General features: G+C 63.1%; 13 protein-coding genes and 1 pseudogene. 7 read left to right on the top strand and 7 right to left on the bottom strand.

All coding sequences use genetic code 11. From position 1 onward, the window contains the following. Positions 1-124 precede the first annotated feature (124 nt). Together typA and V1293_RS23050 are read right to left on the bottom strand one after the other, a co-directional pair. Positions 125-1,951, bottom strand: a complete 1,827-nt coding sequence (typA, locus tag V1293_RS23055; RefSeq protein WP_334512475.1) for a translational GTPase TypA — start codon at positions 1,949-1,951, stop codon at positions 125-127. 208 nt (positions 1,952-2,159) lie between these two features. Continuing rightward, positions 2,160-2,859, bottom strand: a pseudogene (locus V1293_RS23050) (Crp/Fnr family transcriptional regulator). Between V1293_RS23050 and V1293_RS36215 the strand changes: the two are divergent. Continuing rightward, on the top strand, positions 2,779-2,946 hold the full coding sequence (locus tag V1293_RS36215) for a hypothetical protein (protein WP_442894392.1): 168 nt from the start codon (positions 2,779-2,781) through the stop codon (positions 2,944-2,946). The pseudogene V1293_RS23050 and the gene V1293_RS36215 overlap by 81 nt on opposite strands. A 203-nt stretch (positions 2,947-3,149) precedes the next feature. Beyond that, positions 3,150-3,530, top strand: coding sequence for a response regulator (locus V1293_RS23045; RefSeq protein WP_334512473.1), 381 nt, complete (start codon positions 3,150-3,152; stop codon positions 3,528-3,530). A 36-nt stretch (positions 3,531-3,566) separates the two neighbouring features. Here the strand turns inward: V1293_RS23045 and V1293_RS23040 are convergent, their stop codons facing one another. Together V1293_RS23040 and V1293_RS23035 are read right to left on the bottom strand one after the other, a co-directional pair. After that, the gene (locus tag V1293_RS23040) at positions 3,567-5,141 is read right to left on the bottom strand and encodes an alkaline phosphatase D family protein (protein WP_334512471.1); all 1,575 of its coding nucleotides are present in this window, start codon (positions 5,139-5,141) and stop codon (positions 3,567-3,569) included. Positions 5,142-5,231: 90 nt separating this feature from the next. Continuing rightward, the gene (locus V1293_RS23035; RefSeq protein WP_334516862.1) at positions 5,232-6,653 is read right to left on the bottom strand and encodes a TAXI family TRAP transporter solute-binding subunit; all 1,422 of its coding nucleotides are present in this window, start codon (positions 6,651-6,653) and stop codon (positions 5,232-5,234) included. 214 nt (positions 6,654-6,867) lie between these two features. Between V1293_RS23035 and V1293_RS23030 the strand changes: the two genes are divergently transcribed. Continuing rightward, complete coding sequence (locus V1293_RS23030; protein WP_334516861.1) at positions 6,868-7,176, top strand: 4a-hydroxytetrahydrobiopterin dehydratase; 309 nt, start codon at positions 6,868-6,870, stop codon at positions 7,174-7,176. Positions 7,177-7,283: 107 nt separating this feature from the next. After that, a complete protein-coding gene (locus V1293_RS23025; protein WP_334512470.1) occupies positions 7,284-7,670 on the top strand; it encodes a YkvA family protein in 387 nt (128 codons plus the stop codon). Positions 7,671-7,677: 7 nt separating this feature from the next. On the opposite strand, the gene V1293_RS23020 is transcribed toward V1293_RS23025, so the two are convergent. The 3 genes from V1293_RS23020 to V1293_RS23010 form a co-directional block, all read right to left on the bottom strand. Further along, on the bottom strand, positions 7,678-8,859 hold the full coding sequence (locus V1293_RS23020; protein ID WP_334512468.1) for a TAXI family TRAP transporter solute-binding subunit: 1,182 nt from the start codon (positions 8,857-8,859) through the stop codon (positions 7,678-7,680). Between the two features lie 46 nt (positions 8,860-8,905). Further along, a complete protein-coding gene (locus V1293_RS23015; protein WP_334512466.1) occupies positions 8,906-10,012 on the bottom strand; it encodes a hypothetical protein in 1,107 nt (368 codons plus the stop codon). A gap of 355 nt (positions 10,013-10,367) precedes the next feature. After that, a complete protein-coding gene (locus V1293_RS23010) occupies positions 10,368-11,342 on the bottom strand; it encodes an NADPH:quinone oxidoreductase family protein (RefSeq protein WP_334512464.1) in 975 nt (324 codons plus the stop codon). Positions 11,343-11,463: 121 nt separating this feature from the next. On the opposite strand from V1293_RS23010, the gene V1293_RS23005 reads away from it, so the two are divergent. The 3 genes from V1293_RS23005 to rlmN all read left to right on the top strand — a co-directional run bounded on the left by V1293_RS23005 (position 11,464) and on the right by rlmN (position 14,592). After that, entirely contained in the window at positions 11,464-12,303 is an 840-nt protein-coding gene (locus V1293_RS23005) for an SDR family oxidoreductase (protein WP_334512463.1), read from the top strand. Between the two features lie 169 nt (positions 12,304-12,472). Next, a complete protein-coding gene (locus tag V1293_RS23000; protein WP_442894267.1) occupies positions 12,473-13,135 on the top strand; it encodes an invasion associated locus B family protein in 663 nt (220 codons plus the stop codon). 257 nt (positions 13,136-13,392) lie between these two features. Then, positions 13,393-14,592: a 23S rRNA (adenine(2503)-C(2))-methyltransferase RlmN gene (rlmN, locus tag V1293_RS22995; RefSeq protein WP_334512462.1), complete on the top strand. Its 1,200-nt coding sequence runs from the start codon at positions 13,393-13,395 to the stop codon at positions 14,590-14,592. Positions 14,593-14,719 lie beyond the last annotated feature (127 nt).

Genomic DNA, 14,719 nt, shown 5'->3' with positions numbered 1-14,719 from the left:
AGGGGCTCTATCAGCAAAGACAGTATCGGAAAGGTGCGGTGAACGCGACACCGGTACCCCCTCACCCGGAGACGCCGCTATCGCGCCGTCTCCGACCTCTCCCCGCAAGCGGGGCGAGGTAAGATCAGGCCACCGCTTCCTTGGCCTTTTCCGCGCGCTTGCGGTCGTTGGCGTCCAAGAACTTCTTGCGCAGGCGGATCGACTTCGGGGTCACTTCGACCAGCTCGTCGTCCTCGATATAGGCCAGCGCCTTTTCCAGCGTCATCCGGATCGGCGGCGTCAGGCGCACCGCCTCGTCCTTGGAGGTGGTGCGGATGTTGGTGAGCTGCTTGCCCTTGAGCACGTTGATCTCGAGGTCGTTGTCGCGGGTATGCTCGCCGACGATCATGCCCTTGTAGACCTTCCAGCCGGGCTCGATCATCATCGGGCCGCGGTCTTCCAGCTTGAACATGGCGTAAGCCACCGCTTCACCCTGATCGTTGGAGATCAAGACGCCGTTGCGGCGGCCCTGGATGTCGCCCTTGTAGTTGGCATAGCCGTGGAACAGGCGGTTCATGATCGCGGTGCCGCGGGTGTCGGTCAGCAACTCGCCCTGATAGCCGATCAGGCCGCGGGTCGGCGCGTAGAACACCAGGCGGAGGCGGTTGCCGCCGGACGGGCGCATCTCGATCATCTCGGCCTTGCGCTCGCTCATCTTCTGCACGACGACGCCGGAATGCTCCTCGTCGACGTCGATCACGACTTCCTCGATCGGCTCCTTCCACTGGCCGGTGGCCTCGTCCTTCTGCAGCACGACGCGCGGACGCGACACCGAAAGCTCAAAACCTTCGCGGCGCATGGTCTCGATCAGGATCGCGAGCTGCAATTCGCCGCGGCCGGACACTTCCATCGAATCCTTGTCGGAAGCCTCGACCACGCGCAGCGCGACATTGCCTTCGGCCTCGCGCAGCAGGCGGTCGCGGATCATGCGCGAGGTCACCTTGTCGCCCTCGGTGCCGGCGAGCGGTGAGTTGTTGACGATGAACGACATCGAAACCGTCGGCGGATCGATCGGCTGCGCCACCAGCGGCGTCTCGACCGTGGGGTCGCAGAAGGTGTCGGCGACGGTGCCCTTGGTGAGGCCCGCAATTGCAACGATGTCGCCGGCATCGGCCTCATCGAGCGGAGTACGCTCGATGCCGCGGAAGGCGAGGATTTTGGTGATGCGCCCCTGCTCGATGGTCTTGCCGTCGGCGCCGAGCACCTTCACCTGCTGGTTCGGCTTGATCGAGCCCGAACTGATGCGGCCGGTGATGATGCGGCCGAGATAGGGGTTGGCTTCGAGGATGGTGCCGATCATCCGGAACGGGCCTTCCTCGACGCTCGGCGGCGCGACGTGGCGCACGATCAGGTCGAACAGCGGCTGCATGCCGGCGTCGTGGGAGCCGTCCGGGCTATCGGCCATCCAGCCCTGCTTGGCCGATCCGTAGAGGATCGGGAAATCGAGCTGCTCCTCGCTGGCGTCGAGCGCCGCGAACAGGTCGAACACTTCGTTGATGACTTCGGTCGGCCGCGCGTCGGGGCGGTCGACCTTGTTGATGACCACGATCGGCTTCAGCCCGACCTTGAGCGCCTTGGAGACCACGAACTTGGTTTGCGGCAGCGGACCTTCGGCGGCGTCGACCAGCACCAGCGCGCCATCGACCATGTTGAGGATGCGCTCGACCTCACCGCCGAAATCGGCGTGGCCTGGGGTGTCGACGATGTTGATGCGGGTGTCCTTCCACTGCACCGAGGCCGCCTTGGCCAGAATGGTGATGCCGCGCTCGCGCTCCAGATCGTTGGAGTCCATCGCGCGCTCGGTCACCTTCTGGTTTTCGCGATAGGTGCCGGATTGCTGCAGCAGGCGGTCGACGAGGGTGGTCTTGCCGTGGTCGACGTGGGCGATGATGGCGACGTTACGAAGGTTCATGGCTCTTCTTCTGGTCGTGCATGGTGGACGCGCGATCTCACCGGAAAACCGGGACCGACTTCTCCGGATCGCGCTCGATACCTGGAATTCGAAGGGGCGCTTTCTCCCCCAAAAAGGAAGCCCGGCCAAAAGGACCGGGCACACCTTACGCGTTGCGGCGCAATATAGTCAGAAAACGCCAAAAAACAATGGATTGTTTGGCATTTGGTTAGCTGATTTTGGGCGCATCGCCCGCCTCAATTGCCTTTTCGGGGTCGGGGTAGATCCCCCGCAAGACTACCTCGAAATGGGCTTTGACCGCCTCGTTGCACTGGCAGGACCGGTTTCGCATGGCCTCCGGGTTGCGGACCAGGATCGAGCCGCGCCGGGTCTCCAGCGTGCCCTCCGCCTTGAAGGTCTGAATGACCCGGCTGGTATAGGAGCGGCCGACCCCAAGCAGGGTCGCCAATTGCTCATGAGTCAGCGGCACGACCTCGTCGCCGTCGGCGCGTTCCATCGCCGAAACGATCCATTTCGCCGTCCGCTGCTCGATCGAATGGATGGCGTTGCAGGCGGTAGACTGGAAGATCTGGGCCAGCATGCAATCGGCGTAACGTGCGAAAATGTTGCTCAGCGTGCGTGATTTCGATTTCGCCGTGTCGAGCTTGCCGACCGGCAGCCGCACGAAGGGACCTGCGAATTTGACGGCGATGCGGGTATAGGCGGGGAGATAGCCCTGGCTGACGATTGCCGCCGACGGCGCCTTCGCGGCCGATCAGGATGGTCTCGACATCGCGGCCGTCCTCATTTGTCACCATGTAGGACACCAGGCTGGGACCGCAGGGGAAGTGCACGGTCTCGACGTGGTCGCCGGGGCTGTAGAGCAGGTCGTTCGGAGCGGCGTCGGCGGGGACGAGGTGCGGTTCGATCAACGCAAAATCGGCGTCGTTCAGTCGGCGCAACAAATTGTTGAACGGCCGCCCGCCGGCCGCATCTTCCTGTCGCAAAATCATTGAAGGTTCCTGCTCCCCGCCGGAGCACAATAATCGATCCAATCCCCGTTTATGTGTGCACTAGTGGACAGACGATAGGACTTACATGTGGTGGTTTCAGTTCCGGAACCGGTGATGCGCTTTTACGGGCGTCGGCTGGTGTTGTGCCTTCCGGGGCTTCGGCCCGGGCCTCTGAGCAAATGCTGAACCCTGAACTGGCGAGAGACATGGACCCCGCCTCCTATGACGGCATGCCCAGCGATGTGCTGGTCGTCGAAGACGATCCAATCATTGCGCTCGATTTCGAAGACACGATTTTGGGTTTTGGCGTGAAAACGGTGCGGACCGCCGCGAACGTGGCCAAAGCGCTCGATATGATTGCCGACCGGCCGCCGCAATTCGCGCTGCTCGATGTCAGCCTCATCCGCGAGAAGAGTTTTGCCGTAGCCGAACGGCTCGAAGCGCTGAAAATTCCTTTTGCTTTCGTCACCGGCTGTGCCACCGACGCCAGGCTGCCGGCGCGGTTCGTGTGCAAGCCGAGGTTGCCCAAGCCCTATTCGACCGATGCGCTGCAGGCGCTGCTGAAGAACCGCGGCAGCAGGCCATGAGCGGTTGAGCCCTTCGCGACAACTACGCGGGCTCAACTACACTGGCTTCGGATCGAGCGTCGTCGACCACAGCGCCACGTCGGCGCGGTCGCGGAGGGTGATCGTTATTTGTCCGGTGGCGCCGTCGATCCTGACGTGACCGAAGAACTGCATGCCGGCCGATGGCGGCAGGTTTTGATTGCCGGGCCCCGGCGCCTTGATGAACTTCACTTCCGGTCCGAAGGTATTGTCGAGGTCGTTCGGTCCGAACGTGCCGGCGTGCAGGGGACCTGCGACGAATTCCCAGAACGGGTCGAATTCCCCAAACTGCGCCTTGTCGGGATTGTAGTAGTGCGCAGCCGCGTAGTGCACATCCGCCGTCAGCCACACGGTGTTGACGACGCCTGATGTCTTGATGAAGCGCAAGAGGTCGGCGATCTCCAGTTCACGGCCGCGCGGCGGCCCATCGCCCTGCGCAACGGCTTCCGAGCCCTTCTTGTTGGGCGCATCGTCATAGACGATGATGCTGAGCGGCATGTCGGATGCGATCACTTTCCAGGTGGCGCGCGAGTTGAGGAGCGCGCGCTTCAACCAGGCGAGTTGCGCAGGCCCGAGAAAGAAGCTTCCCGGCCCATAGACCGTCTCCTGGTTCGGACCGTTGGCGCCGCGATAGCTGCGCTCGTCCAGCATGAACACATCAAGATGCGGCCCGTAATTGAGCACGCGATAGACCCGGCCGGGCTCCACGATGCTCTCGCGCATCGGATACATTTCGTGGAACGCGCGCGCCGCGCGGGCGGCGAGCAGGGTGATGTTGCGTTCCTTGTAGGACGCCGGCAATTCCTTCGACAGCGACCAGTTGTTGGTGACTTCGTGGTCGTCCCACTGCACCAAGACCGGCACTTCGGCGTTGAACGCGCGCAGATGCTCGTCCATGAAATTGTACTTGTGCGCGGCGCGGAATTCGTCGAGCGTTTCGGCGACCTTTGACTTCTCCGGGGTCGTCACATTCTTCCAGATATTGCCGTCGGCAAGAGTGACTTCGTCCTTGATCGGTCCGTCGGCATAGACGGTGTCGCCGGAATGCAGCAGGAAATCCGGGCGATGCTTGCGCATGGTGGCGAAGGTGAACATGCCGTCGTCGTCGGGGTTGATGCCCCAGCCCTGTCCGGCAACGTCGCCGCCCCAGACGAAGCTGACGTCGCGGCGATCGGCCGGCGCGGTGCGGAACCGTCCGACTACCGCTTCGCTTTCGATGCCGATATGCGCGAGGTCGCGAAAGCGGACACGGTAGAAGATCTGCTGTCCCGCAGGCAGGTTCTCCAGCAGCATTTTCGCGGTGAAGTCGGTTTCCGGCAGGGCTGCGATCGGCGGCAGCATCCGTGCGTTGGCAAAGGACTCCGAGGTGGCGACTTCGACCAGCATTTGCGAGGGACGGTCGGCGCGCGCCCACACCACGCCGCCATCGGCGCCGACGTCACCGGATTGCAGGCCGGAGGTAACAACCGGCCGGTCGGCGGCGCGGCTGAGATAAGGCATGGCAAGCGCGCTGATGGCACCGGCACCTGCAGCGGAGAGAAGGCGCCGCCGGGAAAGTCCGCGGCGACCATTGCGGGAAATCTTGAACGTCATGCGGGCCTCTTTCGGATCTGGCGCGGGTGCGACGATAGCACCGACAGACCTAGAAAGAATTCATGACGGTTCGATTACGGGATTTGCAGATCACGCATTGCCGGCAGCACGGAATTGCGCGCTCGCCCGTTGCAGGTTTTGCGGCATGCTCATCAGGAGCGCCTTGCGGTCGGCCACCGCGTTGTGGAACTGCTCGATCGCGATGTTGAACGCGGTCAACGTGCCTTGCTCGATCGCGCCGTGCTCGAAGCATTGCAGCGTGTCGCGCAGAATGGCGTCGGCTTCCGACTGCATCCGGTCGAGTTCTTCCATCGAATCGCATTGGCGGGCGGCGGTCAGCATGTCGAGCAGCCGGTCGCGCTGCGACGTGTTGATGCTGCGATCATCCTTCTTGAGATATCCGGCGAACCAGGCGCCGGCGGAACCCATCGCCGATAGCGCCATCAAGGCCCACCAGATGTAATCGCTGTAGCGGTCGAGGAAGGTCTTTTCCTCGCCGTCGACAAAGGCGGCGGCGCCGGGATGAACGGGGATGGTGGCGTCCTTGTCGGTATCGGGCGTTTCGATCTTGGCGGCCAGCGGAAATTCGTTCTTCAGCGTCTGGCGGATCGCAAACAACTGCCGCGTAAAGATCGCGATGGTCGATTCCGCAATACCCCTGCGCGCCACGATGTGGTGCGAAAAGCTGATCGTCTTGACCTCTTCCTCAGGCCGGCCCGGTGCGCCGCCAAACGTTCCGGCCGGGATGTCGGAGGCCTCGTAGGCGGGATGGTTCTGCGCAATCGCCTCGGCCGAATCGATTGCAAGGAATTTCGGCGTGCCGCCGTCGCGCGCAGAGGCGGTGATCGCGTCCGCCGTGATCTTGCTGTTGACCGGGCCGGCGGCGAGATAGGCGTCCGCCTTCTGGTTACGAATGGTCTCTGCGGCCTCGTTGGCGGGAAACTGGATGATCTCGACCTTCGCCGGATCGACGCCGTATTGCCGCAGGATCACCTTGAGCAGATTGACGTTGGCCTGGGTGCGGCCGACGACGCCGATGCGATGCCCGGCGAGCTGGCCGATTTTCGTGATGGCGGGCGCGGCCTTCTTCCCCTTGGTCTTGGCCGCAGGCGGCACCCACAGCACCACGACGTTCTTGCGCAGCGTCGCCACGGCCAGCGCATTCTTCGGCACATCGAGGTCGCCCCTGATGATGGCAAGATCGGCCTTGCCTTCGCCGAGCAGATTGGCGCTCGCCACCGCGCCATCGGTCTGCACCGGGCGCAACCGGACCACGCTGTTTCGCTGATTGTTGAAGGCCTGCGTCAAGTTCTGAACGACCTTGAGGTCGTCGCTGTTGGCCGGGCCGACGGCGATCCGCAGGGTCACGGGCCGCATGGCAAAGTAATAGCCGGCCACCAGCGCACCGACGATGGCCAGCACGCCGGCCAGCGTGACGAAGGTCAGCCGTCGTTTCGCTGAGCGGGGCGAAGGTGGGGCCGGCTTTTCCGAAAGAAGGGGGCCGTCGGTCATCAATCCCTGGATGATCGTTGGAGGTGCCATTTCATGCCGCCGGGCACACTTGCACGAGCACCCTAGCAAATTTCCCGCTTAACCATTGTTACAACTCCGTCATGGTTACCAGCGTTCCGAACCGCCACCGGTCACCCGTCGCGGCCGATTTTGGGCAGGGGATCCCCGAAGCGGCCTTCGGTGTTAGGGTGGAGATGGTGTGAAACGGGAGGCGATCATGGCGGAACGGCTGTCGGCGGAGGCGCGGAAATCGGCGCTGGCGGAACTTCCCGGCTGGTCCGAGACGCCGGGACGTGAGGCGATCGGGCGGACCTTCACCTTCAAGGATTTCAACGAAGCCTTCGGATTCATGTCCCGCGCCGCCCTGGTGGCGGAAAAGAGCGACCATCATCCGGAATGGAAGAACGTCTACAAGACGGTGGAGGTGGTGCTGGCGACCCACGACGCCGGCGGCGTCACCAGGCTCGACATCGATCTGGCCAAGGCGATGAATACCATCGCGAAGCAATTGGGCGTCACCTGAGTTCGGCACCCACGATCTTGCGCGGCGGAACGGACATCCCCAATTGTTCAATGACGTCCGGCGCCCGCGGCGATCTGCCGCGCCGGAGTCCTTGAGGGAGCGCCGCGATGGCATCGTCCGATCACACCGCGGGTTTCGATCCGGCCGACCGGCTGGCGCAGGACCGCGAAAGCGTGCGTCGGCGCTTCTGGATCAAGTTCAAGCAGGTGGTGGCGCAGCTTCCCTTCGCCGAAGACCTGCTCGCGGCCTATTATTGCGCGTTCGACAAACAGACGCCGCGTCACGTGCAGGCGGCGCTGCTCGGCGCCGTCGCCTATTTCATCCTGCCGTTCGATTTCATGCCGGACATGCTGCCGTTGCTCGGCTTTACCGACGATGCCGCCGTCCTGGCCACCGCCATCCGCATGGTCGCGGGCCACATCACGCAGGAGCATCGCGATGCCGCCCGCGCCGCGTTAAAGCGCGGGATCGACGCCGCCGAGGCGACGGAATAGCCAGCGCCTAGCGCTGCGCCGGCGGCTGAGGAGCCTGCGCTCTTGCGCCTCGCTCGGCCTCCCAGGCCTGGAATTGCCTGAACAGGGTTTCCTTGTCCGCGTCCGACTTGACGTTTGCCGCGGTTGCCGGGCTCTGTTTCAGGAATTCATCGAACCTGGCGCGCGACACGGCCTCGACGTTGTGGCTCTTGAGCCATTGCTCGGCGACCGGCAGACGCTGCCAGTCGGGCAACGGCGCCGACAGCGAGACCTCCTTCCACTTCGGGTGGAACGGCGGATTCTGGAACGTCGGAAACTTCGTGAAGAAGGCATCCACAAACTGGGCCAGCTTGCGATAGCGGTCGGTGTTGGGCGCCCAGTTGTAGGCGGCGAGCACTGCGGGCACGGCGATGGTATCGACCTTCTCGCCCTCCGCGATCAGGTTGGGATAATCCTTCGACGTTAGCGTCGCCGGCAGATAGTCGGTCTGCAGCGGCCGCGCATAGTCGACCGGAACGAGGTGGAAGCGGTTGTCGTTGAAGTTGCTGACCGATTTGTACGGCTTGCCGCCAACGGCAATCACCGCGTCGATCTCGCCGGCCCGCATTTTTTCCATCGCGATGCGCTGCTCGATATAGACGAAGTTCGGCTTGATGCCGAGCCGCTCGAACACGATTGCCGCGGTGACGAAGGTGCCGCCGTTGGGAAGATCGACGCTGACCTTCTTGCCATTGAGCTGGCTGATGTTGGTGACCGACTTCGACGAGATGACATACATCTCTTCATTGTAGAGTTTGGTCACATAGGTGAACTGCTTCTTGATGTCCTTTGCGAAGCCCTTTTTCTCGAGATAGTCGAGCGTGTCGGCTCGCACGATGCCGAGGTCGACGCCCTGCAGGAACAGGATGTCGGCCACGCTCTGCACAGAGCCGCGCCCGACGATCGGAAGTACGCGCAACTTGTTTCCGTCGTCGAGCACGGAAGCGAGGTCGGCGCCGAACTGCACATAGGTGCCGCCGATCGTTCCCGAGATAAGCGTGACAGTGTTCTGGTTCAGCGCCTGCTTGGTGGCGACCGAACCGAACTGAAAAATAGCCTTCAGGCTGTCGCTGACCTTGGCTGGATCGTATTCCGTCTCTGCAGCCTGGACCGCTATGTTGCTGCATGCCATCGTCATGGCGAGCAATGCCATTCCGAACAAATGTCGCATAGATACCTCTGCGCTGGTCTTGAGTAATTCTCTGGTTCAGTATTGCCTAGTTCTGCAGCTGACCGAGCCGCCGCTTCGCGTCTGCCGAACCGAGCTGGGCGGCCTTCTGGTACCAAACCCGCGCCGCCGCCGGATCGGGGGTGATGCTCCGCAAATCCTGGCTGCCCAGCACCTGCGGATCATACGTCCCCGCCAGCATCAGCGCGGCTTCCACCTCCTGCGCGTCCGCGGCCCGTTCGAGCAGCAGGCGGGCGGAAGTGATGTCGCCGATCGAAAGCAGGCTCTTCGCCCGCTTCAGCAGCACCGCAAGCTCGTCCGGATCGATGCGCCGTGCCGGAGCCGCCTCACGCGTCACCGGGACAGGCTCGCGAACGGCGGGAGCGACCGCGACCACCGGGGCCGCCGGAGTTACCGCAGCGACCTCGCGGCTAGCTTCGCGCGCCACCGGCTCGGGCACCGCGACCTTGCCTTTGAGCGCGCTCTGATAGGCGGCGGCGATTTCGTCGCGCGTCGGCGATGCCGATGCCAGCGCATTGGGCGGCGTGCGGCGCGCAGCCGCGACTTCCGCGCCGGTCGGTTCGGCGGCAAGCGGCGGCGCGGCAATGCGCTGCGGCTGAGCAGGCTCCGGCACCGCCGCGGCAAGCTGAGCGGGAGGAGGCGCGCTGCCGCCGCCACCGCCAAGCGAGGCGTTGAAGATGACGGCGCGCGTCGAGTCGATGGAAAACAGTGCGAGAACGGCCGCAATCGCCGACACCACCACGACGCCGGTTACGATGCGTCCTGCGCGTGCTTTCTTCAGCCCGCCGCTGCCGAACCTTCGGCTGCCGCTTGCGAAAGCATATTCGGAAAGCTGCTGATGAGATTCTTCCTCATAATTGGCGAGGAAAAGCGGCACCGGCTCGTGTGGCGGCAGCTCCTCCGGCAGCACGTCCGTCCGATCAAACGACAGCGCAAAGGGCTGCTCGTATCGAGGCTGCTCGTATTGGGGTTGCGGCTCATACTGAGGCTGCTGCTCATACCGCGACTGCGGCTCATATCGCAGCTGCTCGTATCGAGATTGATCAGCTTCATACAACCGAGGATCGCTGATGGCCTCGTCGAACCTGTCGAACGGATCTCTTGGCTGTGTCGGCAGCCTGGTATTCTCCGCCATGGATGATGCTCCCCACTACTGAACGCAACTACGGGCGTCCCCCTGCACCTTGCTTCTTGCTCTTGTTGACGTACAGGAGCCCCTTTACTGATGGTTAAAATCGCACACGGAATGGGCTCAAAAAACGGCGGCGGCCGGCGCGAATGAGGAGATATTTTGGTATGATTGAGGCGAAGAAGCGGCATCGAGGGGTTTGAGAACACGCATTGTTACCGGGAAATGATCTCGGTGAAATGACATTGAGGCATGCGTCACATAGCGACACATGTTCTCCGGCCGCGCATCGCGCGGACCGTTGCGCATTTTCCATGCGGACGACAATTCAGCAATTCAACGAATGATCCGGCATCGCCTCTCAGGGGTGCAGGATCACCTTGCCCATCGCCTTGCGGCCGGCGAGCACCTTCAGCGCTTCAGCGGTTTGCGCCAGCGGAAAGGTGCGATCGACATGCGAGGAGATCTTGCCTTCCGCGGTCCACTTCACGAGCTTCTCCAGGTTGGCGCGGTTCTTCTCCGGATTGACCCTGGTCCACGCGCCCCAGAACACGCCGCGGATATCGCAGCCCTTCAGCAGCGCGAGGTTGAGCGGCATCTTCGGAATGTCGCCCGCGGCGAAGCCGATCACCAGGAAGCGACCTTCCCAGGCAATCGAGCGCAAGGCGGCTTCGGCGTAAGTGCCGCCCACCGGATCGAAGACGATGTCGGCGCCCTTGCCTCCCGTGAGCCGGCGCAAGCCCTCTTTCAGGTCATCCTTGCTGTAGTTCAGCGTGAGCTCGGCGCCATGCGCCTTGGCAAATTCGAGCTTCTCGTCCGACGATGCGCAGGCGATCACCTTCAGGCCCATCAGCTTGCCGAGTTCGCAGGCCGCAAGTCCGGTGCCGCCGGCAGCGCCCAGCACGGCAAGTGTCTCGCCCGGCTTCGGGCTGGCGCGGTCTTCCAGCGCGTGCAGCGCCGTGCCGTAGATGATGATGATGCCTGCGGCGCGATCGAAATCCAGATTGTCGGGAATCTTCACGATGGAACTCGCGGGCAGTGCGATCTTTTCGCGCGCGCCGTTGTGGCCGCACGACGCCACCACGCGGTCGCCGACCTTCAGGTCGGTGACTCCTGCGCCGACGCTTTCGATCACGCCGGCAACCTCGGCGGCGGGCGAAAACGGGAATGGCGGCTTGATCTGGTACTTGCCCTGGATCATCAGGATGTCGAAGAAATTCAGCGCCGCAGCCTTGATCGCAATCACGGCCTGTCCCGGTTCGGCCACCGGATCGGGCACGTCGGCCAGCACGAGGTCGTCGGGTTGGCAATATTGCGAGCAGAGAATGGCTTTCATGGGCGCACCTGATTTTTCGGGCCGAGAATATAAGAGGCTGGCAGCTTCTTGCCGGATTTGAAGCCGGGCTACAATCCGATTCGATGCATGGCTTCGCGGTGGTTCAAGGGGGATTCAAACGATGTTTGAAAAGGGCCTGCTGGCGGGAAAGCGGATCTTGGTCACGGGCGGCGGTTCGGGGCTGGGAGCCGCGATGGGACACCGCTTCGTCGAGCTCGGCGCAGATCTGATCATTTGCGGCCGCCGGCTCGAATTGCTGGAGGCGACGGCAGCAAAGATGCGCAGCAAGCTCGGCGGCAAGGTCGGCGTGATCGGTTGCGATATCCGCGACGGCGCCGCGGTCGACGCCATGATGGAAGCGATATGGCGCGAGGCGCCGATCGACGTGCTGGTCAATAATGCCGCTGCGACCTTCATTGCGCAGACCGCGCATTTGTCGCCGCGGGCGGCGGATGCGATCCTGGCGCCGACGCTGCACGGCACGATGTATTGCACGCTCGCCGCGGGCCGGCGCTGGATCGACGGCAAGCACAAAGGCGTGGTGCTGAGCATTCTCTCGACCTCGACCATCACCGGTCGCGCCTTCACGGTGCCGTCGGCGATGGCGAAATCCGCCGTGCTCGCGATGACCAAAAGCCTTGCGGTGGAGTGGGGACCCAAGGGTGTGCGCACGGTCGCGATCGCGCCCGGCGCGTTTCCGACGCCTGGGGCTTCGGGTCAGCTCCGCCCCGAGGGCCGCGATGAAGGCTGGGCGCAACGCAATCCGCTCGGCCGCGCCGGCGAGCATGGCGAACTTGCTGACCTGGCGAGCTTTCTGATTTCGGATCGGGCCGGTTACATCAATGGCGAGATGGTGGTGCAGGATGGTGGCGCCCATTTGCGCAGTTCCGGCGCCGAGGATCTGCTGCAATGGACCGATGCGCAGTGGCAGAAACAGCGCGATCGCCGGCCGAAAGGCTGAAACCGAAACCCGCGCCTTGATTCCCAAAAGGGACCTGTTACGAAGGCGCGGCTGCGACGGTGAGCAACACCGCAACTGCCTTCCCAAAAAAGCATTTCCCGGCTATCCATCCCCCGGCGGCGCGATGCGCCCTCGGGCCATCTTCCAGTCACAATGATGAGGGAACCAGTTGTCCGTGTTGCGAATACTGACATTTCTGGTTGCGATTGCGGCGTTGTGTGGGGCGTCATCCCTCGCGCAAGCACAGGGCACTGCTTCGAAGGGCGCCAAGGAACCTGCAAAGGAAGCGGCCAAGCCTGCGCCTGCGCCAGCACCGGCGGCAAAGCCGACGACGGCCAAACCTGCGAAACCGGAACCGGCGGCGACCGCCGCCGTGGGCGTTGCGGAGCCTACCTTGATCGGTCAGTACGGTATCTGGGGCGCCTACACGGCGACGCCGAATGGCAGGAAGGTTTGCTTCGCGCTGGCGAAGCCATCGTCATCCAAAACCAATCCGCCGAATCGCCCGCGCGATCCCGCCTACGCTTTCGTCTCGACGCGCCCGGCCGAGAAAGTCGTCAACGAAGTTTCGATCATGATCGGATACGCGCTGAAGCCGGGCTCGGAATCCTCGCTCGAGGTCGGCGGCTCGGCCTATGCGATGTATACCCAGGGCGACGGGCTTTGGATCAAGAACGCCGCGGAGGAAGAGCAGATGGTCAACGCCATGCGCAAATCCGCCGAAGTCACCGTCAAGGGCGTTTCGGCCAAGGGCACCGAGACCACGGACGTCTTCTCGCTCAAGGGGCTGTCCCAGGCGCTCGACCGGCTGGCGCAGGACTGCAAGCGCTAGGGCATGATCCGGAAAAGTGGCTTCCGGTTTTCCGAAGAGATCATGCTCCAACAACGGCCTTTTAAGCCCAGAATGACGTTGTTTAGGGGGCCTGGAAGGCCTATTTGAGTGTACTCGCAGGGTGGGCAAAGGCGCGACGCGCCGTGCCTACCATTAACGTTTGTGGTGGGCACGCTTCCGCCTTCGCTCGCTGAGCTACGGCGGACAGGTTGCATTGCTCACTTTATGCATCCGCTTCAACCGTCTCGTGTGAATTAATGTCGCTTTCATCTTCCGTGGCGCTGCTGGAGAAGGTTCCGCTCGAAACCTATGTGCCGCCGGCAAAGCCCTCGCTGATCGGCCTGTCGCGCACCGAGATCGCCGACCGGCTCGGCGAGATCGGCGTTGCGTCCGCGCAGCGCAAGATGCGCACGCAGCAGCTGTGGCACTGGATGTATGTCCGCGGCGCCAGGGCATTCGACGAGATGACCAGCATTTCGAAGGAAATGCGTGCGCAGCTCGAGCAGCATTTTACCGTCGACCGCCCCGAAGTGGTGGCCGAGCAGGTTTCCAACGATGGCACCCGCAAATGGCTGTTGCGCCTGCCGAGCGGTGACGCGTTCCAGAAGGCGCATGAAGTCGAGTGCGTCTACATTCCCGAAACCGACCGCGGCACGCTCTGCGTCTCCTCGCAGGTCGGCTGCACGCTGAATTGCTCGTTCTGCCACACCGGCACGCAGCGGCTGGTGCGCAATCTCACCGCGGGCGAAATCGTCGGCCAGATCATGGTGGCGCGCGACCGCCTCAACGACTGGGCCGATCGCGAAACCCCGACCGGCAGCCGCCTCGTCACCAACGTCGTCATGATGGGCATGGGTGAGCCGCTCTACAATTTCGATGCGGTGCGCGATGCGCTGCTGATCACGGCCGACAATGAAGGCATCGGCATTTCCCGCCGCCGCATCACGCTGTCGACCTCGGGCGTGGTGCCGAACATCGTGCGCACCGGCGACGAAATCGGGGTCATGCTGGCGATTTCACTCCACGCGGTGCGCGACGAGCTGCGCAACGAGCTGGTGCCGCTCAACCGCAAATATCCGATTGCCGAATTATTGCAGGCTTGCCGCGACTATCCCGGTTCGTCGAACGCGCGGCGCATCACCTTCGAATATGTGATGCTCAAGGGTGTCAACGATTCCATGGATGACGCCAAGCTGCTCGTGAAGCTGCTCAAGGGTATTCCCGCGAAAATCAATTTGATTCCGTTCAACCCGTGGCCGGGCACAAAGTATGAGTGCTCGGACTGGGAGCAGATCGAAAAGTTCTCCGAATACATCTTCAACGCCGGCTACTCGTCGCCGGTCCGCACGCCGCGCGGCCGCGATATTCTCGCCGCCTGCGGCCAGTTGAAGTCGGAGACCGAAAAGCTGTCCGCGCGCGAGCGCCAGGCGCTGCGCGCCATGGCGATGACGGATTGAGAATGACGAGAGCACCAAAGTTCGTCATGGCCGGGCTTGACCCGGCCATCCACGTCTTTGCTTCCGCTCGACAAAGCAAGGCGTGGATGCCCGGGTCAAGCCCGGGCATGACGGTGGAGTGGGCGGC

Origin of the sequence: Bradyrhizobium sp. AZCC 1693, from assembly GCF_036924745.1 — a bacterium.
Lineage (GTDB): Bacteria > Pseudomonadota > Alphaproteobacteria > Rhizobiales > Xanthobacteraceae > Bradyrhizobium.
This window is presented reverse-complemented; position numbering and strand designations above follow the sequence as displayed.